Here is a 22,385-nt window from a genome sequence, read left to right as displayed (position 1 = left end):
CCTTGGCTGACACCAGAATGGTCATGTAGGGACACAGGGCTGTACACATCGGTCCTGCCGAAGCAGAGCAGAAAACACTTGTTATAATTAAAATATAAACATAAATTGACCCTCAAGTCCCTAGCCTCCAAAAAACGGGCAACCCATAAACTTTTTCCCCGGATGCTAACGGCAAACATCGGCTTCTGGGCGGACCAAAATACATCTGCTGTCGCCGGGCTCTAGCCTGGTGACCACCCATACCGCAAGGTTCCAACCTTGCCAGTCCCACAGATCTGAATAATAAAACATGAGTGATACCCTTAACCGAAGAATCGCTATAATCAGCGAAGAGATACTTCAATACCTACTCGATTACAAGACCGAGAACCCTGATTTCACTTTCTCTCTTAGAAAACAGGACAGTTCACGTTCAAAAGAGAAGCGTTTAGAGAAAGGTTTCTGGTTTCAGGGATCGAACTACATTTATATCGGTTTTTTTAAAAAAGGGGACCAAGACAGAAAAATCCAGACTATCGGATTTGTCTTGAACTTTGATCAGGAAACAGGGGATCTAATCAATAATTACATCGAGATTTCTTTTAAAGGGGGAATGAGTCCGGAAGATACTGACTTCCACACCGAGCTAGCCAAGCGATTAAACATTGAGATAGACCCCAAAAACTTTTTCGGAAAAGGAAAATACAAGGGTCTAGACTATCTGCAAAACCTTAAGGTTTTCATCAACACAACCCTTCCGACAGTACACGAATTACTCAAGAAACATAAGCTTACAGATCAGTACCTGATCAGTGAGGCAGAGTTTCAGAAAATGCTAGTAAAGACGAACAGTATAAGAGATAAATTTTTAGAGAGCGTTAGAAAAATGAAAACATCCCACCATCCCCTCAACCAAATCCTCTACGGCCCTCCCGGCACTGGGAAAACGTACAATACCATAAACAAAGCCTTGGCAATAATTCAGAACATCTCAGAGAAAGAACTAATACGGAAAATAAAGTCCGATCTGAAAAAGGCCAACAAAAATGACTCTGAAGAAGGAATTGAAAGACAAGTTAGGATTGAGCTCAAAAAACGCTTTCAAGAATACTTGGATAATGGCCAAATCGTATTCACCACTTTCCACCAAAGCATGAGCTATGAAGACTTCGTCGAAGGCATCAAGCCCAGTAGCGAAAATGGAGAGCTTTCCTACGATATTGAAGACGGAATATTCAAGACGATAGCCTCAAAAGCGCAAGCCGAAGAAAATAACTTCGAAGCCACAATAGCAAACCTGAAAGAAGAACTGTTGAATACTGAAAAAATGGAAGGTCTGGAAATTCCAAATGGCCAGACATCTTTTGGCCTCACATATCGGGGTGGTAAAGTATTCCATGTACAACCTCAAGATAGTTCCAAGGAAAATCCGTGGTATCCCGTTAATATCGCTAAAATCCAAAGGCTCTTTGAAACGGGAAATGAAGAAGGGGTTTACAACATTACCTACGCCAGACGAATCATCGAATACCTTAAAGATAAGAAAGGATTAGTTTCAGAGAATACCAAAAAAGAAACTCCGCATGTCCTAATAATCGACGAAATAAACCGTGGCAACATAGCAGCCATCTTCGGCGAACTCATTACCCTGATCGAAGACGACAAACGCCTCAGCGCCCCCGAGGAGCTCACCCTCACCCTGCCCTACAGCAAAGAACCCTTCGGCGTACCCAAAAATCTCCACATCATAGGCACCATGAATACCGCCGACCGCAGTGTCGAAGCCTTGGACTCCGCCCTACGGCGCCGTTTCCAGTTTATCGAAATGCCTCCAAGACCAGAGCTCCTATTGAATGAAGAGCAGACCGAAGAGATCGTAAAACTTTGGAATGATGATCAGTACAACATTAAAAGAACCGATGAGGACTGGTACGGGAAAGACTTCAGGGAAGTAGCTGACGCATTATACAGCAAACTCGGCATCACCCGTCAAATAGAGGAAATGGGGATAGATAAAGGTGAAAGGAAAAAATGGGCCGTAAGCGACTTCGGTGATCGCTTAAATATGGATCTACCGTTAACCAATTTTCTAACCACCCTCAACAAACGCCTCGAAGCCCTCCTCGACCGAGACCACGCCATAGGACACAGCTACCTGATCAACCTCAAAAACCTCCAAGACTTCAAAACGGCGCTCCAGCACAAAATCATCCCGCTACTCCAAGAATACTTTTATAACGACTACGCCAAAATAGGCCTCGTCCTAGGACAAGGATTCGTAGCCAAAGAAGACAGCGAAACAACCTTCGCTAATTTTGACGATTCCGAGCACGATATACAGCCCCACCCCACATACCACCTAGCCAACGTCGAAAACATGACCGACGAAGAATTCAAAGAGGCTCTAATAGATTTCGGTCTAAAGATAGAGAACAAATAACCGTACAGACAGGGCACGCCCTGTCTCCCCCATGCGGATGGTCCAGCCCCGACATTCACCAAACGGTCATGTAGGGACTGGGCATGCCCTGTCCGCTCCACAATGATTTTTCACCTCTTCTGATTTTGATGCCCACTCTACCCGAATACGGGTGACTTCTTCCGGATACAGACAGCAAATATTCCAAAATGAACATCACCACCTACGAACACCAAACCCTAAAAATAGGCCACACCCTAAACGGCCATACAATCACCGCCGACCATATCGAAGCCCTCCAGCGCTTCCACGCCCGCGAACCCCGCTACTTCAGCCCGATATACAGGGGAGTCAAATTCAACCAACACGTAGGCGTTATCCATACCGCCGGCATCACCGTCGAGATTCTCCCCAAAATAGACCGCCATACCGACGACGAACAAAACTGGCGGGATCTGCTCTTCGGAATGCTCAAAGCCATCGGCGACCTCAAAGTGCACGCCCCCACCCGCGCCAAGGTCAAGACAAAAAAGACCGATCTCCTCGACCTGTACTTCCACTGGTTCCTTGCCGAAACCGATTACCTCTTCCGACGCGGACTCGTCAAAAAATACCGGCAAACCCAAAGCCAACAGAAAGCACTCAAAGGGCGCCTCGACTTCCCGAACCATATCCGCAAAAACACCGTCCACAAAGAACGTTTCCACGTACACCATACCGTATACGACCAAAACCACCGCCTGCACCAAATCCTGAACGCCACCCTCGACGCAATCGCCCGCACCGCCGGCCACAGCCAACAACAGGCCAAAGCCCTGCGCCAAGATATGCCCGACACGGCCCCGCTACCCCGTATCGACGCCACAACCTTCGACAAAATCACCCTAAACCGCAAGACGAAACCCTATGAGCAAGCTCTAGGAATAGCCCGCCTGATACTCCTCAGCCTCCATCCAGACCTCTCCGCCGGCGACACCCAATCCTTGGCCCTGATGTTCGACATGAATACCCTATGGGAGAAATTCGTCTACAAAAGCCTAAAAAAACAGGAAACCGAGGAAGATTTCCCCTACACCGTCCACGCCCAACAAACCAAAAGGTTCTGGGAAAACTCCACGCTCCGCCCGGATATCCTACTGACGCCCAAAGCGACACCCGCATCCCAAACACAAAATCACGAGCGGGCACAATCCGAAAACATTATTCTCGACACAAAATGGAAAAACATCGACTACGGCCGACCGTCCTCAAGGGACCTCCAACAAACCTTCGCCTACAAACACTACTTCCAAGCCAACCAATCGGCCCTGGTCTACCCCCACCACAATTCGGAATCCGACGATATCAAGGCCGTTTTCCACGGCCAGGGCAAACACGGAGGCCTAATCCGTATCGCTCCCAGCACTGACATTCTTGAATGGGAACATACCATCGCCCAACAAGTACAGGATTGGATCCGTGCCTAAAAACAATAAAAAACAGGGCCCGTTTCCGTCGCCTTTTCCCTTTGGGGTAGTAACGTTAGTATACATCACGTCCGGTCCCTGCTCAAAACCAAAAAAGCCTCACCCCAATAATCAATACCAGAGCAAGGCTTTTTTTTTAAAAATCATCAAAACTCAACCCACATCAAAACAACAACTTCTCCATCACATCCATCGAATCAGAATAACTCAGAATAAGCTGATTGGCTTGTTTTTCCTCTTCACTCAAACCAACAGACGAAGCTTCGCTTTCCGTTGCACTTTCGAATGATAGATCGAAGTTTAACAGGCTTGCCATAGCCACGGCCGTATCCTTATGCTCATGAATGAGCGCATTGGCTTGTTTCTGTTCGGCCGTTAATTCGGTTTGCTTTTGGACCGCCTTTTTAGGCGTTGCCGTTTCACTTTTTTCCCAAGCAGGTTGCCAGTTTTTGAGATCTTGCAAAGTGTTGGGAAAGAGCATTCCCGCTTCTTTCACGATCTTCGACATCAAATCGGGATTCTCCTTTTGGAGAGTCGTGATCAGACTTGGAAGCCACGGAAGCAGAATGGAATCGGGCAAACGCTGGAAGGCTTTCGAAAACAATTCGATCGTAAAGGAAACCGTTACCGAAGTAAAATCGAGCGCCATGATGAAACCCTTCAGATAGTCGGGGAAAGTCGCCAATCGCATCGGATTGCTCAACAGTTCATCAAAGTAGGCTCTGATTTCGCTCAGTTCCTTCATCGAAAGAATCAACTCGGCGGTCCACAACAAGGCCAGTTTGGTCGGCTGTGTGGGGCGCGACTGTTTGATGGCGATAACAAATTGATCGCGATTACAACCCAGCGATAAGGCCAATGTTTCGAGCGTCAACACAAAACCCGTCATGGCGGCCACTTTGTCGGGCGAAACGTCCTCGTCTACGAATGCCTTTGGCAGCATTGTGCAATAATGCGAATAACCGTTTGTGATAAAGGTATTCAACCAATGCGGCAATTTCTGGCCTTGATTTCGGTAATAATGAATCAGTTTTCGAATCTTCCTGAAAATCTCAGGAGCGTCCTTAATCGAATCTTCTTTCGAAATCAGCTCAACCGAACGTCGTCCGAGCTCTTCGGCCAACCGGTGATTGTCCAAGAACAGAATACACTTCTCGACCGCGTCCAGACCCTTTGCGGCGGATGCGCCCGAACTGTAAACCGAATGCTTCAGCCGTTTTTCAATCACATACTCCACCGTGATTCCCTCGTAACCCAACTCAATGAGTACACGCTGGTATTTTCCGATCGACAAATCCCATGATTCCTGAAGCGGCTCAAAACCCAGCGTTCGCTCGCCCATAATCGGGTGAACAATACGATTGTCGGTCAAATAACTCAGCTTCCACAGCAAATCAGAACAGGGTTTGAGTTCCGGGTTTTGCTTGAAGTCAATCAATGCACGCTGTATCGTCTTGGACGACAAGTTTTTGCCCAGCGGTTCAAGCTGGTCGTAGACATTCTGAGCCAAAGGCGGAAGCGATAAATATCCCACTTTTCCCGATTTGTCTCCACCCAAAAGAATGACACAAAGTTGTGTGATGTTTCGTTTTTTCGGGGTCGCGTCTTTTTCGAGACAAGTGATGGCCGCTTCCTTAAAATCGAAAGGGGAAGGATGTTTTCGCCCTCTCATATTGGCCAGCAGAATCGAAGTTTGATAAATAGCGATTGAATCGGCCGTAGAAGCCAAATAACCGTTTTTACGAGCCAATTTGACAATGCCTGCGCACCAATCCACAAGCTGTTTTTCATCGCTTTTATGATCTTCGGGAACTTTGCCCAGAAAGTCAACCAACTTTGCGATGTCTTCGCTTGCCGTTGACGTGGTGGCGGAGGCTTTGGGTAATTTTAAGCTTTTCTTCTTTTTGCCTAGTTTAAACGACTTTAACTTTTCTTTGGTCAGCGACTTTTTCCAATTGGCTTCGGCCAGTGACATTGTTCCCGAAGGCAAGCCAAACTGATGTTCGATCGCAAAATAACTCGACGGAATCAAACCGTACAGCCATTGGGTTTTTGAGCGTTCGCCGATGGTGTATTCGGCGGCGCTGTTGACTCCAAATTCTTCCACATCACTCACCGAGTGAAACGCTCCGCAAACATGAATACAATCGGCGGCGTCTAGGTCGTTTTCGCGAACATATTCTTTCATGCGCTGCCACATATAGCGTTCGCGATTGCGGTTTGTCTCGAGATCGTCCTTCTTGTCCTGGCGGAGTCGGCGGTATAGGCTTCCGATAAAATACATTAACTGATAGTAGGTTTCATAGTCTTCGCCTACCAACGATTCTTCAATATATTTCTCCCACCATTCCGAATAGTGATGGACATTCGCATTGTCCAATAAAAAGGTTTCAAACTCGGCGAATCCCGGAAGGTTCTGGCCTATTTGTATCCCCACGGACGAACCGTGAATATCCTGCCCCACTTCTTCGGCGGTTTCACTGTCCAGTTCTTCCTTCTCCTTGTTTTGGCTCTTCTTCTTTTCTTTTTCCAGCTCGTCGTCTTCCTGGGGAATCCACTGAAAAACATGATCGCATGAACGATCCACCAGCACGATTTGGGCGCCCGTTTCCAAAGCATAGGTTATGGCCTGATATTCCGCCGAAAATTCCGTCAATGGAGCGACAACGCTTAGCGGAGACCAAGACTTGGGAAAACCTTCCGTCTCTAAGGCGAAAGCCTGCAAGGCTACGGGAAACGTACACTGACGCAAATCCTCGAGCAAGGGCTGAAGGTCTTCGCAAAGCTCCAGAAAGATGACTTTCGGTTGCTTTTCGAGGAGTCGCTTGATCATAAAACGAGCCGACGACGGCGAATGATGACAAACAGGAAATATTTCCAAGTCCTCACGGGCCGCTCGCTCCACATCATCAAAAATATGGTGAAGCAAGTGCTTGTAATCGTCATCGCCGTTGGTAAACTCCTTGATCGAACCCAGCAGCGTATTCCGCAGGGTTTTGGTATCGTCCGTTTTCGCAAACAGACTGTTTAAGGTATTTGACATTGACTCCTATTTCATAACTTCCATTGTACTATTCCCGGCATTCAAAAAATCTTCCCATTCTTTTGCGGCTTCTGTGTCTTTCGCTTCTTCCTTTTCGGTCTTGCGTTTCTCGACAACATTATTCCAAAACTTATTCATGAAAGAAACATCCTCTGGATTACGCCTTACCAACGAGCCGATTAGCGACGAAGCCAACACTTTGCTCGTCAATTCGCGTTCAAAAAAATTGCTGTGCAAAATGGCGTCTTCAAGCACGCCGATTTGTTCGGCTGTCGAAAGCGCGGATTCCAGTTTTTCGTCGTCGGAATTGGCCGCTGCCGATGTTTCGCGAAGATCGTTGAAAGTTTGCAGCAAGATATCCAAGAGCGAATTCGAAACGTTATAATCGAAGTTATGACGCTTCAACAGTTCCTTGGTGCGGAAATGGATAATGTCGGATTCCGCTTTTTTGTTGGTTACGATCGGAATGCGAACAAAATTGAATCGACGCTTCAAGGCCGAAGAAAGATCGTTTACGCCACGGTCGCGACTATTGGCGGTTGCGATAATATTGAAACCCGGCTGAGCGAATACAACATTCCCGTCTTTCAACTCAGGAATAGAAACGTACTTTTCACTCAAAATAGAAATCAAAGCGTCCTGCACATCCGAAGTACAACGCGTCAATTCCTCAAAACGCCCGATTGTACCCGTTGCCATCGAACGCATAATAGGCGACGGAATCAAGGAATCGTGCGACTGCCCTTTGGCAATTACCATCGACACATTCCACGAATATTTGATTTGATCTTCGGTTGTTCCCGCCGTTCCCTGCACAACTTGTGTGGAGTTATCGCAAATGGCAGCGGCAAGCAATTCGGCCAACCAACTTTTACCGGTTCCCGGATCTCCGATCAATAAAAGTCCTCGGTCCGACGCCAGGGTGACAATGCTGCGCTCAACAAGCGATTTGTCGCCAAACCATTTTTGAGGAATCTCGCGTTCCATATTGTCCGCGGGCGTAGAGCCCAATATGAAAATACGAACCATATTCGCGCTCAAATTCCATTGAAAAGGCTTTGGCGCGTTATCAATTGATTTTAGGTAATCTAATTCTTCTTTATATTTTTCTTCTGCCGGTAAGCGTAATGACTCTGCCATGATTTTGTCTTTTTCTATGCTAAAAATGTTTTCAACTCAACAATTAATTTGTCTATTTTCCCTGAAATCACAGGCGTAGACATCTCCTTGAACCGCTGTTTGAACCACGGATTAACGGATTGGTAATTCGAACTGCTCACCGAACCCACAGGAATAAATTTCACTCCCGACTCGTGCAACGCCTTGAATTGGTTGAACAATTCCTGAGCCTTCCATTCATAAAAATCCGAAATCCAAACCACCACCGTGTTGCTCGGGTCAATGACTTTGGGTTTCGCGATTTCCATCGCCGCCGTTCCGTCTGTTCCGCCTCCCAACTGGGTGCGCATCAACACTTCAAAAGGATCGTGAATCCAGGAAGTCAGGTCGATCGCTTGGGTATCGTAGGCGATCAGATGCGGATCAATTTTAGGCAAACCCGCGAATATTGAGGCCAGTATCGTACAGTTCACCATCGAATCGACCATAGAGCCCGATTGGTCGACCACTACAATTAACCTCGAAGGCGTATTTTTCTTTGCGGTGTGCTTGTAGTACAGGTTTTCGACATACAGGCGTTCTGACTTAGCGTCCCAGTTGGTGAGGTTCTTCCAGATGGTTCGTTTTAGATCCAAATTCCGGAACACCTTTTTGGGAGGAACGGAATAGTCGATTTTCCCGACTTTCGACTGCGCCACCTGCGTTTTGAGCACTTCGGCCACTTGATCAATAAAGCGCTTGATGAGGTCTTTCGCGTTTTTCAAAGCCACATCGGCAAGATGCGATTTGTCCCGTAGCAATTCCTCAACCAGCGCCATGCTTGGCGTAAGCTTTTTAGCCAAACGCGTATCGGCCAACACTTCGCGAAGGCGCATTCGCTTCACAATATCGGCTTCCATTTCTTTCAAGCTGGCTTGTAGCCCGCCATCCATTTCGCCGTTTCGTGTGAAGGCTCGTTCCAGCCACTTTTTGTCGTTATTCCACTGGCTATATTGCCCGGCCGTCACCGTTCCGTGCTGAACCGCGGCAAACACGTTTACCAACATCTTAGAATAAACAGCCGCTCTTTCAACTTCCTTTGCTCCAGAATTAGCCGATTCTTCCTGTTGCTTGGGAGCTTCAGAGGTTTCTGTAGCTTCTGCCGGTTTGATCTCCGTTTCCGTTTCTAAGGACATTTGAGGAGTTGCCTGGGCTTCCGCTGTCGGCTCTTTATTTTCCTCGGTTAGATTTGGCTTGCTATCGTCCGAAAATATCCCGTCGGTCAAAGAGTCAAATGTCTCCTGAAGCTCCGGATATCGCTGGACGATCGCGTCTATCGAATGGTCCTGCGATAATAGTATTTCGGGCAAAGCGGCATCCTTCAAAATCTCAGCGCTAAGCTTTTCGAGTTTGGGATTCTTCTCGCTACCAAAAATACTGCTCATCAACCGCCAATAAAGCAACAGCCGTTCGTTATTCTGACCAGTTTCTTTTTTATGTTCCATAAATAAGCACTCTCGCAAAATTACTTCGACCTTTTTTCCGACTAAGTAGCGGAAAAGAAGCGTCTCAGAATAATAATAAATAGCACAACGTGCTTAAAAATAAATCGTCTCTCGCCTCTCAAACCCTCTTATTAGGGAGTGATTCCGAAAAAATCATCACTATTACTTCCTTAATAATCGGCTAGAGCGCTCTTTGAGAATCGAGAAGGAATCGTTTGCCTTTTTCTTCTTCTTGATTGCGGGAGGAACTGTCGAACCACAGTTTGTCGCATTATGGACAACGTATTCCTTTTTCTTAACAACCGTATTGACGGTCAAGACCTGAAAAGTCCAGTTTACGCCATCAAAACGCATAAAGCCAAAGCAGGATAAGGAAGTTTTAATCATCGCAGGAGTCAAAAGACTCATCGAAGACATCCGGCTTTTATCGACATTCATCTCAAAACCATCGGCGACAATACGATGCTCGCCGTCGGCGACTTTCACTTTGTAGCCTTCCAAGAACACGGGAGCGCAAATGTGCACATAATGACGGTCGAAAGACGGAACTTTATATTGCACGGCTTCGGCAAGATGTTCTTTGGCTACCTCAAGCGGAGAAAAAGCGTTCAGTAATTCCACCTTCGTTTCATCCCATAGTAGCGCATTATCCGATACGATCGGCAACTCACTAATTTGTAGACTTTTATTCTCGGATAACGCTGTGACTAAGTCTGAATAATCCTTGAATAAGTTCCAGCATTCAGGACCTACGATGGTGTCCACTTTGTAGGTGGTGATGGTTAGATTCACAAAACGGTTTTCGGTTTCGTTCTGCACTATTCCGTGACATTTCAACGATACACAATTGCTGTGTTGGTTGATGTCGGTTCCCAAAATGAAAAGCTCTCCCGATATCGTTTCGTCCTTGCCGTTTTCGACGACACAAGTCGAATTGATAACCGCTCTCGACCACATATCCGCCCAACGGCGCAACGGAACGCTTGACATCGAATGAATAGGAATCGATTGCGAAAGCTCGTTTATAAAACCGATCAATAAACTGCTTTGGCGGTTGTATTGAGGGTTTTTCAGCAAGTTATCCAATGTTTGGCTAAAGGGCTGAAGCTGTTCGTTTTCCAGGGAATCGAATCCGTTGATTGCCATTTCTGTCAGGAATTCCAAACAGCTTTCCAAAAGTGGAGATTCGGGCTGAGCTGGAGGCGTTTCCTGAGGAGCCGTCCATTTTCCAAATCCCGCGTCTTCCAGCAAATTGAGCTGAGCGTCATAGATAGCGCCTGTCAACGACAAGCGGGCGCCCGCTATGGTTTTGAAATATTCGGACTTCAGTTCGCCTCGAACAAGCGCGTCAATGGCTTGCCGCAAAGGAGATTCAAAAGGAGTGCTTGAGAAGATTTGGGCAAACGAGTTTAGAGACTCTTTTTGGACTTCGCTCAATCGGGAAAAGCCGGATTTAAGGCAGTCATCAAGCAGCTGTAAATGAAAAAATGAGGCCTCAAGCCCCTCAGATGGATTTAAAAGTTTAGTAAGCTCCATTTATACGTCCTTTGATTTTGTTAGAAACCAATCCATTTCATGTAAAGGCTCAACCGAATTATCTAATTCGAGAAACTGCAAGTGCCCCATAAATCGACTGAAAACGGTTGACGCGGGTTCTTCTTTCAGACTGCCGCTGATGTTCGAAAGAATATCACGCTCCTTGCATTCGACATCCGAATCCATCGGAACATTCAAATACTGAATCACCCGTTTCGAACCGTATTGCAAAATCGCCTCACTCAACAAACTCGTAATATGCTTGCAAGGTGAACCGTACAGTCCCCCACATTTACGATTGTTGTTCGTACTGCAATAGAAATCATGCGAACCGCTCTTGATGTACGACACATAAACACGATCCAAATCAGAACCACTCGAAACAACCCCCTGAAGCCGACCGTCGGCCAACTCCACAAAAGGCACTTTCTTAAGCTTCCTCTCATTGGCCTCAGGCACTACCTGAAGTATACTTTTCTTACTATCTAAATTATCTTCATTCATAGGTTAATCTTTTCACCAAAGTAGAAATATTATTTTATGATTTGGAAGCCTATAAGAGATTTAGGAGCATATTAGAAGCAGTTTTATTCGTTATTGCCTATAATCAAGTGTTTTAAATAGTTTGATAAAATTGAAGAAAGGAGGCGCTGTTATAAGCGCCATTTAAGTTCAATTTTTATTCTTGAGAATGCAGACAAAAACGTAGAGACACGGGCATACCCTGTCTCCCACACGAATGGTAACATCCAGATTATCCCAAAAAAAATATGCGAAACATTTTCACAAGATTCAGATACCAAGGAACCAAAGAACAACTCCTCAAAACGATACTAGAAGCATTCCCTGGAATGCTATTGGAATAAACCGACCGCTTTGACGAGCACCCCAGCTATACTGGCATATGGAAAAGCCTGAGCATAGATTTACTGCAACACAACGAAAAACCTCACGAATTTCAAATGTCCTGGCATCAACCGGCACTAGCCCTTGGTCCTTGAAAATAATACGGTCAAACCCCCTTATACCATATATTCATGGACTCGATTGACTCTCCTATAAACGTATTATTGACCAAGGTCCCTTTGAACTCGAAGCCCGACTTTCCGAAAGTCTTATTCATCCCAAACGATGAAGCCCGCGCTATTGTGTACGCCGTGCGGATTCCCAGACTTGAGACGCTCGACATCATTTTATTCAATAGAATGTAGGACAGATTCTTCCCCCTGAATTCGGGTAAGGTAGCGAAGTCGGTCATTTCGACATTGCTTCCCTGAAAGTCTATCTCCGCGGACGATACCGCCACAATATCGCCTTCGTACCGTACCCCGAAATAACGGACATTGTCGCGCATCGTTTCCAACAGGTATTCCTCATTGAATATCGGAAACGGATACACGTTGAAAACTTTACGGTACAAAAGGGCCACCTCGTTCAGGTCCGCTTCGCCGAGTTCAACGATTTCGTATGCCGGAGGAAGGCTGGCCGTGTCATTTGAACTTCCCTCCCACGATACGTTTTTCACCTCCGAAAACAAGCGCTGCTCGTCTTGGCTCAGCATCCCTCTTGATCGGTCTATAAACTTTCCCAGAAAACAGCCGTCTTCGATTCCCTTGTAAAAATTGGGCACAAGCGCCTCCAGCCTAAAGCCCCTGCCCAAAAAATATTCGGAATAACGGACCGGCACTTTGGCGAATATCTTCGTGTACCCTTTTTCATCGGCCAGTCTTTCGACGCTTTCAATTATCTCTACGGGATTATCGTCGGGATGTATCTTCATGAGATATACCCTGTCATTATTCGGCCCGTGTTGTATCGTGGATTTTGAGATTAACTCAATCTGATCGAAAATCATTTCTGTTATTTTAATGCAATGGCGAAAGGAAGGACTCTCCCCTGCTGAGTAAATCCTAAGAACGGAGTCGAAATGTTCGTATTTTTTCCTATGCTTCACTTTCCTTTTCCAAGCCTACCTTTTGCTGTCGGATTCGGGCGTTTTCCGAAGGGTTACCCATGGCGTTCGTCACAAAATATGCGATAACGGACATAATCAACCCGAACAATGTGGGGTTGAGTCCGTAAGGCAACGGAATTTCCATGGCTATGAGAACCAATGCGGTACCTCCTCCGCACCACATGGACGCGACCGCTCCACGCACGCTGGGACGCTTCGCGAAATACCCCGCCAAAGTCGGTACGAGAAGCCCGGCGACCATAAACGAGTAGGAGTGAAGGATTATGTCCAGAACCCTAGTGAAGTAAAGGGCTAATGCCGAGGCCAGAATTCCGAGTACCAAGGTCACGATGATCGACCGCCAGACAAGGTTCCCTTCCGAAGGAAAGTACTTGCGCAACAAGTCGTTCTCCACATTTCCGGAAGCGGCGATAAGGCAACTGTCGGCCGTGGACATCACGGCGGAGAAATAGGAAGCCAGCACAAAACCGGCAATACCTACCGGCAATACGCCCGTAAGTAAATGGGGCAAGGCCGCCTCGGGGTCACTCTCCGGATAAGCCACACGGGCGAGCATTCCCAGCACCACGCCCGATATCGCGATGATCGGATATTCAAACACGCCGGCGATAAGAAAGGCCTTTCTGGCCTGCGACTCGTCACGGGTGGCGAACACGCGCTGATACAAGGTCATGGCGATAAACCATATCGGTATGATGGCGCAGGCCCAATTGGCCAAGGTCGCGAAATCGACGTTGGCCAATGAAAAGTGCTCGTCCGGCAATGTGGCGCGTATGGTATCCCATCCTCCCAGCTTGACGTAGGCGAAAGGTATCCCGAGAGCGATAAGCCCGAACAACAGCACCGCCCATTGAATCGTGTCCGTATAAATCACCGCCTTAATGCCACCCATGCTGGTGTATAGAACCACAAGCAGCGAGATGACGATCAATGAAAAATGCGTGGGGTCCATCCATGATATGTCCTTGAAGACGCTCGCCGCCGCAAGCTTGCCCCCGGCCAATATCTGTCCCGACGTGAAACCTACATAGCCTATACCCGAAATCACGGCCGCCATAGTGGCTACGACGCCGTTGTATTTGTAGGCCAAAAAGTCAGGAAAAGTCAACAGGCCCGTCTCTTGGTCAATACGCTTGAGCCGTGGCACCGTAACCACCGCGGCGATCCAAGCGCCGATCAGGCCGGTGAACAACAACCAACTGCCGGAAAGGCCCATTGTGAATCCCAAACCGCCCAAACCGATAGAAAAACCTCCTCCAACGTCCGTAGCGGCGATGCTCATACCCACGTGTCCGGCGCCGATAGCGCGGCCCCCGACGTAATAATCCTCCCTGGATTGGTTCTTTCCCAGAAAATAATAGCCTACATAGACAATAGCCGAGAAGTACGTACCGAAAACCGCATAATCTATCCAATGCATGAAATGGAAATTGAAGGTGGCAAAAAACGCCCGCACGCCATTCTGTGGGTAGAAGCAATGTCAAAGCTCGAGCGTGCGGACGAAAATCTTGATAAAGTCTCGCTTTCGTTTAACCGATCACGGGCTCCAGGTTCGAGTATCCTGATTTCTCGATAGCCACCTCTATCAATTTTTCGTGCAGACTTTCGTCTTCCCATAACTTCCTGCCCTCAACAGGCAGGGTTTCGATAGGGTCAAAGTATAAATAGAGTTTTGATTCGTCGACACTCGGGCTTCGGTATACGCTTATACCCGTCGTCTCATCATAATAATCATAACTGTGGACATCCCTTTTTCCGCCGCCGCCGGGCGCGTCGGTCACGAACAATGGCGTATTAAAACCGGCGGTAATACCCCGAACGGCCTTTTCAAGCTCTACGGTATGTTTTACGCTGGTACGCATATCCTCGGTGCCCGTCACCATATCATGCTGATATACATAATAAGGCTGCACATTCATATACGATAGCTTTCTGATCAACTCAACCATCGTATCCACCGTGTCGTTGACGCCTTTAATCAATACGCTCTGGTTACGCACCGTCACGCCGTTTTGGAAAAGCTTGAGCATAGCCCTGCGCGTGATGTCGGTGATTTCGTTGGCGCTGTTGAAATGGGTGTGCAACACAACCTCTTTGCCCTTTTCCCTTCCAAGCTTGACTACTTCTACCAAAGCCTGCGTCCAAGCCTCGTCGCTCAATATCTTCATCGGAGCTACCGCCGGTCCTTTTGTAGCGAAACGCATACGGCGTACATGCGGTATCTCCAGCAGGGTCTCCCCGATCAGGCGGAGTCGGTCGGGAGCCAACATATATGCGTCTCCTCCTGAAATAACAACGTCCTCGATTTCAGGCCTCGAAGCGATATACGTAAAGGCCTCTTTCCACTTTTCGGGCGCGTTCTTGAAACGCTTCTTGTCAACGCTGTCCGTGTTGCCACCAACGGCGTAACTTCTGGTGCAAAAACGGCAGTATACGGGACATACGTCCAAAGGCAAGAACAACACTTTGTCGAAATAACGGTGCACAAGGCCGTCGACGGGCGAATCGCCCTGCTCACCCAAAGAGTCAAGCGCCAATTTGGGGTGGTCTGGCTCGAAACCCGAATTGACGGGGATAAACTGTATACGGAGCGGGTCAGTCCATGGGTTGTCCCAATCAATCAAACTCAGGATATAAGGCGATATGCTTAGGTTCATGGGCGAACGACGCATTCCCTCCTTTACCTGATCAAGAAAATTATCGTCTACAAGATCTTTTATGAATTGCTCAAGCTTTTCGAGCTTTCTGACCGTATTCTTATTTTGGAATTTGATGCTGAGAAACTCTTCTTCGCTCACTCCCTTAAACGCCGGAATTTTCTCCCAAAACGATTCGCTTTCAAATAGTCTATGCGTCAGGTCACCAGAACTTACGGAATCTTTCAAATGGTCTGGAATAGGCTGTTTATCAAGAATTTCCAAACCTTCAATGTCTGAAATGCCATTAGGTAAATCATTAAAGGTTTCCGCTTTTTGGATGGTGGATATATCTTGTTCGGTGTAACGCATAATAGGTTTTATTAGATAATAATCTTGGATAAACGCAAGCAAATATAAAAAGTGTGTTCTATAGAACCTAATTATATTCTATAGAACTTAATTTGATAATTTCGATGAAACTGCGTTAACAAACCTAAATTGGAATCCACTTCCACTCCCCAATACAAATACCTTGAAGGCATTCATCAAGACTCTTGAAACAAAAAAAGCCCCTTGACAAACGCTTGAGTCAAGAGGCTTTCCACTAGTTGGTGTTCTTATATTCTTAAGTACACCCAGTAAAATAATTTATGTTTTGGAAGAAGAAGCTCGTATATTTAATGTGCTGGTTTTTAAGCCTTTAACTTTTATTCGAGCAATCTCTTTACGCTTTACTATTTACTTTGTACCAATTAAGGGTCTATGGGTTCTTCGGGTGTAAGTAGCGGAGACGCTTCCATGCCCTTTATCTCCATCGCCGAGATAATAATCTTAAGCGATTTGTCGACCATGCTTTTATCGTCTTCCGACAATTTATCCAAACGGTCGGCTAACCTGTCATGGAGTACGTTGGGCGTTTCCTCCAACAGCTTTATACCCGAGGCCGTCAGCATGATGGACTTTGACCTTCTGTCCACCTCGTTGCTCACCCTCGCTATATATCCCCTCTTTTCCAGCCGGTTAAGGATTCCCGATATCGTACTGGAGTTGAGGCTGAGCAAGTTCATCAGCTCTTTATGTGTCGACCGGTAGCCCGGATTGCTCTGCAGGTGCCCCAAACATAATAATTGCGCGATGCTCAATCCGAAATCCTTTTGGATGGATTTAGATTCCAGATTCAAGGAACGCACGATCTTACGGATACTTACAATAATATCTAGTGAGTCCATTTAATGGATTTGAATTAATACAGCCACTAGGTACCATTCACCAAATGATACCGGTTTACAACCCTCCCGAAATGTAGACTCGGGTATTCCTTAGTCACCAAGAGGAGCTCTAATTTATTAAAAACGATGATTCTTTAACAGAGCCCAGCTTCCGAATGTATGTGAAATATTGAAATAATACACTGAATCCGCTCTAATTGGCCTATTTTGTTGTGATAAGATCGAAATTATTGGAATAATAAATTGCGAGTCGATTATGTTTTGACGGATCCGAGCAGAAAAGGTATAATACCCAATTGTTCTGAAGAAAATAAAAATGGGCTTTACATGCCCGGAGTCGCGGAATTCCCGCCAACTCTGGACCTTCCGGAAGCATGGACCGGGTAAATAGGCTACCGCCTGCCGCCAAAGCTACGGAAGACGGACTCTTGGCCTTCGCATTGGCGGAGCACCCGGTATGAAATCTACGGTTTAGGACCTAATCCTTCTCAAAATAATAACTCACCGACAGCTTCAGGAATGACAAATTGGAAGCGTAACTATCCTGCTTGTACCCCTCCTCCATATAATATGTCTTTAGTGTGCCTTTGCTGATCAGGTTCTGGGTATACAGCTTGCAGTTCAAAGGGCCGAAGGACTTGTTCAACTCGAAATCTATCGAATAAAAGTGTTCCTGCTCCATCTGTAAGTCATATTCCCCCGGCATATAGAATACGCTTCCACCCAGCTGGAACCCTTTGGGCAATCTCGCTTTACAGAATCCGAAAGCGTAAAGGTTCAACGGGTCAGGAACAGTCAGTTTGGCCTCGCTGTTACGCAACTTCTGCCAAAACATGTTCGGTGACAAACCGAAACTGAACCAGTCCTTCCGGTACTTATAATCCAGGCTGATTCCCGCTTTCGTTCGGGTACCGTTGTTTATGTAAGTATTTATGTTCGATTCCTCTTCCGGCGCCCAACGCATGACTCCCGTGATAAAATCCCGGTCAACGCTCGTATAGGCCGTAGCCGAAAAGCTGGACCGGTCTCCCATGCGGTTATACTCTAATTCCGCTTTGTCATTCACAACCAAATCCAGATTCGGGTTTCCCTGTGTAATCGAGTTGAACCCCGTTCTCAACAGCTGGGGATTGATTTGCTCCGTTTCCGGGGCTCCTACACCACGGCTAATCTGCAATCGTATATTCTGCGTATCGTTCAGCTTATGCGATACGCTCACATTAGGGCCAAATATCGTATAATTGCGATGAAACTCCTCTCCGTCGCTTACCGGTTCCGAATCCAGAAAAATCTGACGGCCTGTGGCGTATGCGCTAAAGGACCAGCTGTCCCACTTGCCTTCCAATCCCAATTCTGCCTCCAAAGTGCGGACTTGCTGTTTGACACCCGTTACGCCGCCAAAATCGTATTCGGACCTATTCTCGTCATTCTCCCCCCCAAACATAGCTTTCCACTGATAGCGTCCCGCCGTTCTGGTGTAGGTGACGTTGGCGCCATAATATTTCCAGTTATAGTCGGTCTCTCCGTTTCTCTCATTAGGGGCGTATCCCGCATATTGATAAGCTGTATTTATTAAAGGGGTGTTCCTATAGTTTCCCTTAACTCTAAGCATGTCATTTTCCGTGAATTTTTTCCAATATTCCCCATGAAAACTGACTGGGATAAACACCTGACGATCAGTACTGATTTCCCTTCCCCCTTCTCCTTCCCTTGTATATTTATCGTTCTTTCCTTCTATTCTGTAAGACATACTCCAATAACTGTCATCCGTAGGGTAAGACTCAACCCCTAAATATATATCATAACTATAGGGTGATTTGGTATTATTGGTGTACCCTTGCGCGCTTTCCAAGGTTTCGCCTTTGTATACATCATTGGTCCGTTCATCAGAGTAATTGTATGACTGGAAAAAGTAACTCCCCGTGAAATTCGTCTTCCCGCCTATCTTCGCCTTGAGACTGCCGTTGAGTTGCCCAAGCCATGGCACTGCCCCCTCTAGGCGGGTATAGCTCTCAATCCCGTGTAGTTTCATCCGTTTCGTATACACCAAAAGGCTCGGTCCCCGATATTCCAAAGTCGGCATCGTGATCACCTCTATCCGTTCGATCTGTTCCGGTGCCAAGGACTGCAACGCTCTCGCCCCTTCCGGGCTTATAACCCCGTTTATATACACGGCCACCCCTTGGTAATGTTTGATCCGGATACTGTTGTCGGATCTCACGGTCACGTTCGGAATCTCCTTCAGCAAGTCCATGCTCGTCGGCGAAAGTTTCAGCACGCCCGGAGTCACCGTAAACACCAGCCTATCAGGCTTAACGGTTAATGTTTCTTTATTTGTAGCCACTGTCACGGCCTCCAGTTCTACTGGATCCGCCGTCAATGATATTGTGCCCGTGCGCTTTAATGTCTCGAATTTTATCTTGGCCTGGGTATATCCCATACAGTGGGCCAATACATAACTGGTCTTTCTTCGGGTCTCAGCCGTTACGGATACGTATCCAGCCGAATCGCTTAGCGCCACACTGAGGGTGCGCCCCTCTTGGTCAAAGAAACCCACTTGGGCCTTGTCGACGCCCTTCCCGCTTTCGCCATCCAATATATGATAACGGATATCCTGAGCCTGAACAATACCATAGCCCATAATCAGCAAAACAAACAATACATATCGCTTCATATCGTCAAAAAGTTGGTTAACCCTTGCGGGCCAAAATCTTCTTAAAATCAAAATAAAAGCAGAAGTCTTGGTCTAAATCTCTTTAAAGAGACCCTTATCCAAAAAATAGTATTTAAAAATCGTTTTGTGCTTCTGCATATATGACTCGAATCCGTTCGACACAAACCATACACACGTAATTAACTGGTTGTTTATTTTTTATCCTATTTACTGTTTTTATCTAAATAAAAAAATCAACGAAAACGTTTTCGTAATTGCTTGATTTTAATGCTAAAAACATAATAATATCAATTCAAATCAAGAGTGAAAAATAATGAATGAAACTGCTTCGCCAACCTTGCTAGTATGCAAATCAAAACCTAAGATTCGGGCTTCAAGATATAAAAAACCGAATTTAACATGAACACATATTTCAAATAACATATTATATAGCTATAATCGCATTGTTTTATAGAAATATTACTCTCTCGCCCATTTGGAGTATTTTTAGCCATCATGTATATCACGTAACATGAATACATCCGCTTTGTGCGTTCCTGTTTTTCCGCACATACAAAAAAGGTCAATATTTATGGCCTTCATAACAATCATCTTGCTACTGTTCTCTGTCGTATGTTTAGCCCAAACAGACCTTGATAGAGCTCTGGATGACGGAGGGATATCCAAGATGAAATACGCAATTAAATATGATCTGGGCGCCTTAACTAATGGAGAAGCAGCCGTATATCTGGAACGCCGGCTGACGGAAATTTCGGACAGATATAGTTTGGAAGCGGGAATCAGCGCCCAAGTTTTCAGGCCAGACTTGTTTTTAAGCAAAAACAAGAGAGAAATATCCTCGCCCTCGGGATATAATATTGCGTTCAGGGCCAAACGGTGGTTTCCCGTAGTGGACTGGGCGGAACTGTTTGCGGGTATGGAATACCAACGTGGCAACTACAGGATGAATGGCGAAGACGCTTGGCAAAAAGGCGATGTGGCCCTGAATTACTACGGTCTGCTATTCGGTTACAGATACCTTGGCTACGGTCAATGGATCGCTGATCTGGGATGCAGGATAGGGTGGTCTTCCAGAAATTTCGACACTCCTCACCCCGACAGATTCGATAACAATCACCTCAACGTATATTTCGCCCTTATCGGGTCTGTAGGCTATAGATTTTGATCTAATAAACCCTATTATCGAATTAGGTCATCTAGGCAAAAGGTGACGTTTTCGAACGGTTTCTTTACGCCTTACCATTTACTCTACACTATTTATTACTCCCTTATTTTTCTAGAGAAGAAATGAAGCTTTCCGTCAAATTGATAATACTTGTCATACTGGTCCACGCTTTTCCCTTGGTTTGGGCTCAAGACATTCAACCTTCCACTCAGATGGGTCCCGACTTCGACATTGGAATCAATAGTACCGTTTCCCAAATTTTTGGCAACGATGAATCCGGATTCTATATGGTGCGTAATTCCAGACGCTCTGCTTCCAGTAAGTGTGAAATAGAACGGGTAAACAACAAATTAGTAACCACCAAAAGGGTCCCTATACCCCTTGAAGCCAAAGGAAAACATCTGTTTTATCATTCGGCCAGAAAAATTGGGGGAAAGCCTGTCATATTCTCAACTTTCCGAAATGGAAAAACGAAGAAACGCTTTCTCTTTGCGCAATTCCTCCATCCCGAAACTCTCAAACCTGCGGGTAAAGTCCGCTTGGTGAAAGAAGTTGGCATGGCGAACCGCCTCCGGTCAGGGTATTTTTTTATCAAGGAGTCCCAAGACAAGTCAAAGCTTATGGTACTTGCCGTACACTCACTTGAAAAAAAAGAAAACCTAAGAATCAGCTACGTCTTGCTGGACCATACACTTGAGAAAATAAAGGAAACGGAACTCACCTTGCCTTATTCTCCCAAAGACTTGTCGGTATCAAGTTGCATTGTACTCAATAACGGAACCCCCTTTTTGCTGGCAAGGATAAAAAACAGGAAGTCTGATAAAAAAGGAGCTCCCCACCACTACAAAATATTTGGATGTTATGACAACCTGTACAGCCCTGTCGAATATTTCCCGGGACTTCAGGGCGGATCGCCCTTTTCGGTTGACATTGCCTCCAACAAGTCTGACGAAGTATTTTATTGCGGTTTCTACGGCAACGACAAAAAAGAGAAGGAGGCCCACGGCACATTCTTTATGAAAATAGATGGGCAAAACCGTAAGGTGCTTGCCTCCAAGTACAATCCCTTTCAAAAATACACCATCATGGAGGGAATATCGGGAAAAGAAAAAAATACTGTGATCAAAAAGGGAGAGAAAGGTATAAACAACCTTGTTTATCGAAATTTGATTCCCCAAGAAAACGGAGGGGCTATTCTGGTTGGGGAACAACTCACCGTCCAATACAAACAAAGCGGAAAAACAGGGCCAACAATCATCATCTCTAGATGTAAAGACATTTTGATCACGGATTTCTCCCCTGACGGTAACATCGTTCTGGAAAAAAGAATAGACAAATTCACTACACTATTCGACATGATTTCGGGAGGATTCTCCCTAATCAAATTAGATGATACCTACCAGATCATATACGGAGAGAACGAGAAGGGGCGTATTCCCTCCTATTTCCATCTGACCATAGATGCGGACGGGAACACCCGGAAAAGCAATTACCAACTTCCAAAAAACACATTGCTTTATCTGTCGGGTATTGATATCGAAGACAAAAAGAGACCGATAATACTGGGAAGAAAGAGCAATGTAATTAATAGCAAAAAACACTTCTATATGCGCGTAAACCTTCCGTCCCCCTCATCACCCCAGTAAATAAATAAGAT

At 46.1% G+C, this 22,385-nt stretch carries 14 protein-coding genes; 4 read left to right on the top strand and 10 right to left on the bottom strand.

Annotated features, from left to right (window positions below; genetic code table 11):
* Window positions 1–289: 289 nt before the first annotated feature.
* Window positions 290–2,419 carry an McrB family protein gene (locus AABK39_RS26765; RefSeq protein WP_338396178.1) on the top strand — a complete coding sequence of 710 codons (2,130 nt, stop codon included), beginning with the start codon at window positions 290–292 and terminating at the stop codon, window positions 2,417–2,419.
* A gap of 188 nt (window positions 2,420–2,607) precedes the next feature.
* The gene (locus tag AABK39_RS26760; RefSeq protein ID WP_338396177.1) at window positions 2,608–3,864 is read left to right on the top strand and encodes an McrC family protein; all 1,257 of its coding nucleotides are present in this window, start codon (window positions 2,608–2,610) and stop codon (window positions 3,862–3,864) included.
* A 163-nt stretch (window positions 3,865–4,027) separates the two neighbouring features.
* On the opposite strand, the gene AABK39_RS26755 is transcribed toward AABK39_RS26760, so the two are convergent.
* The 10 genes from AABK39_RS26755 to AABK39_RS26710 form a co-directional block, all read right to left on the bottom strand.
* Complete coding sequence (locus AABK39_RS26755) at window positions 4,028–6,907, bottom strand: DUF5682 family protein (RefSeq protein ID WP_338396176.1); 2,880 nt, start codon at window positions 6,905–6,907, stop codon at window positions 4,028–4,030.
* A gap of 6 nt (window positions 6,908–6,913) precedes the next feature.
* Window positions 6,914–8,047 (bottom strand): AAA family ATPase, encoded by a 1,134-nt coding sequence (locus AABK39_RS26750; protein ID WP_338396175.1) that lies wholly within the window; start codon window positions 8,045–8,047, stop codon window positions 6,914–6,916.
* Between the two features lie 14 nt (window positions 8,048–8,061).
* Window positions 8,062–9,510: a vWA domain-containing protein gene (locus AABK39_RS26745; protein ID WP_338396174.1), complete on the bottom strand. Its 1,449-nt coding sequence runs from the start codon at window positions 9,508–9,510 to the stop codon at window positions 8,062–8,064.
* Window positions 9,511–9,672: 162 nt separating this feature from the next.
* Window positions 9,673–10,947 carry a hypothetical protein gene (locus AABK39_RS26740; RefSeq protein WP_338396173.1) on the bottom strand — a complete coding sequence of 425 codons (1,275 nt, stop codon included), beginning with the start codon at window positions 10,945–10,947 and terminating at the stop codon, window positions 9,673–9,675.
* A gap of 99 nt (window positions 10,948–11,046) precedes the next feature.
* Complete coding sequence (locus AABK39_RS26735) at window positions 11,047–11,550, bottom strand: hypothetical protein (protein ID WP_338396172.1); 504 nt, start codon at window positions 11,548–11,550, stop codon at window positions 11,047–11,049.
* A 508-nt stretch (window positions 11,551–12,058) separates the two neighbouring features.
* Window positions 12,059–12,901 (bottom strand): putative beta-lysine N-acetyltransferase, encoded by an 843-nt coding sequence (gene ablB / locus AABK39_RS26730; RefSeq protein ID WP_338396171.1) that lies wholly within the window; start codon window positions 12,899–12,901, stop codon window positions 12,059–12,061.
* 88 nt (window positions 12,902–12,989) lie between these two features.
* On the bottom strand, window positions 12,990–14,441 hold the full coding sequence (locus tag AABK39_RS26725; protein WP_338396170.1) for a sodium:solute symporter family protein: 1,452 nt from the start codon (window positions 14,439–14,441) through the stop codon (window positions 12,990–12,992).
* Window positions 14,442–14,550: 109 nt separating this feature from the next.
* Window positions 14,551–16,029 (bottom strand): KamA family radical SAM protein, encoded by a 1,479-nt coding sequence (locus AABK39_RS26720; RefSeq protein WP_338396169.1) that lies wholly within the window; start codon window positions 16,027–16,029, stop codon window positions 14,551–14,553.
* Between the two features lie 383 nt (window positions 16,030–16,412).
* On the bottom strand, window positions 16,413–16,889 hold the full coding sequence (locus AABK39_RS26715) for a MarR family winged helix-turn-helix transcriptional regulator (protein ID WP_338396168.1): 477 nt from the start codon (window positions 16,887–16,889) through the stop codon (window positions 16,413–16,415).
* 478 nt (window positions 16,890–17,367) lie between these two features.
* Window positions 17,368–19,563 carry an outer membrane beta-barrel protein gene (locus AABK39_RS26710; RefSeq protein WP_338396167.1) on the bottom strand — a complete coding sequence of 732 codons (2,196 nt, stop codon included), beginning with the start codon at window positions 19,561–19,563 and terminating at the stop codon, window positions 17,368–17,370.
* Window positions 19,564–20,134: 571 nt separating this feature from the next.
* Here AABK39_RS26710 and AABK39_RS26705 point away from each other — a divergent pair.
* Together AABK39_RS26705 and AABK39_RS26700 are read left to right on the top strand one after the other, a co-directional pair.
* Window positions 20,135–20,728, top strand: a complete 594-nt coding sequence (locus tag AABK39_RS26705; protein ID WP_338396166.1) for a hypothetical protein — start codon at window positions 20,135–20,137, stop codon at window positions 20,726–20,728.
* A 212-nt stretch (window positions 20,729–20,940) separates the two neighbouring features.
* Complete coding sequence (locus AABK39_RS26700; RefSeq protein WP_338396165.1) at window positions 20,941–22,374, top strand: hypothetical protein; 1,434 nt, start codon at window positions 20,941–20,943, stop codon at window positions 22,372–22,374.
* Window positions 22,375–22,385 lie beyond the last annotated feature (11 nt).

The organism is Fulvitalea axinellae, from assembly GCF_036492835.1.
In the GTDB taxonomy this organism is placed as follows: Bacteria; Bacteroidota; Bacteroidia; order Cytophagales; family Cyclobacteriaceae; genus Fulvitalea; species Fulvitalea axinellae.
The sequence above is the reverse complement of the archived record's forward strand: the minus strand, read 5'-3'. Positions and strand labels throughout refer to the sequence as shown.

What these genes read in the sequence shown, in the direction of transcription:
- AABK39_RS26755 (WP_338396176.1), bottom strand. Translation starts at nt 6,907, where the DNA reads ATGTCAAATACCTTAAACAGTCTGTTTGCGAAAACGGACGATACCAAA.
- AABK39_RS26710 (WP_338396167.1), bottom strand. Translation starts at nt 19,563, where the DNA reads ATGAAGCGATATGTATTGTTTGTTTTGCTGATTATGGGCTATGGTATT.
- AABK39_RS26725 (WP_338396170.1), bottom strand. Translation starts at nt 14,441, where the DNA reads ATGCATTGGATAGATTATGCGGTTTTCGGTACGTACTTCTCGGCTATT.
- AABK39_RS26735 (WP_338396172.1), bottom strand. Translation starts at nt 11,550, where the DNA reads ATGAATGAAGATAATTTAGATAGTAAGAAAAGTATACTTCAGGTAGTG.
- AABK39_RS26750 (WP_338396175.1), bottom strand. Translation starts at nt 8,047, where the DNA reads ATGGCAGAGTCATTACGCTTACCGGCAGAAGAAAAATATAAAGAAGAA.
- AABK39_RS26745 (WP_338396174.1), bottom strand. Translation starts at nt 9,510, where the DNA reads ATGGAACATAAAAAAGAAACTGGTCAGAATAACGAACGGCTGTTGCTT.
- AABK39_RS26700 (WP_338396165.1), top strand. Translation starts at nt 20,941, where the DNA reads ATGGGTCCCGACTTCGACATTGGAATCAATAGTACCGTTTCCCAAATT.
- AABK39_RS26715 (WP_338396168.1), bottom strand. Translation starts at nt 16,889, where the DNA reads ATGGACTCACTAGATATTATTGTAAGTATCCGTAAGATCGTGCGTTCC.
- AABK39_RS26720 (WP_338396169.1), bottom strand. Translation starts at nt 16,029, where the DNA reads ATGCGTTACACCGAACAAGATATATCCACCATCCAAAAAGCGGAAACC.
- AABK39_RS26760 (WP_338396177.1), top strand. Translation starts at nt 2,608, where the DNA reads ATGAACATCACCACCTACGAACACCAAACCCTAAAAATAGGCCACACC.
- AABK39_RS26765 (WP_338396178.1), top strand. Translation starts at nt 290, where the DNA reads ATGAGTGATACCCTTAACCGAAGAATCGCTATAATCAGCGAAGAGATA.
- ablB (WP_338396171.1), bottom strand. Translation starts at nt 12,901, where the DNA reads ATGATTTTCGATCAGATTGAGTTAATCTCAAAATCCACGATACAACAC.
- AABK39_RS26705 (WP_338396166.1), top strand. Translation starts at nt 20,135, where the DNA reads ATGGCCTTCATAACAATCATCTTGCTACTGTTCTCTGTCGTATGTTTA.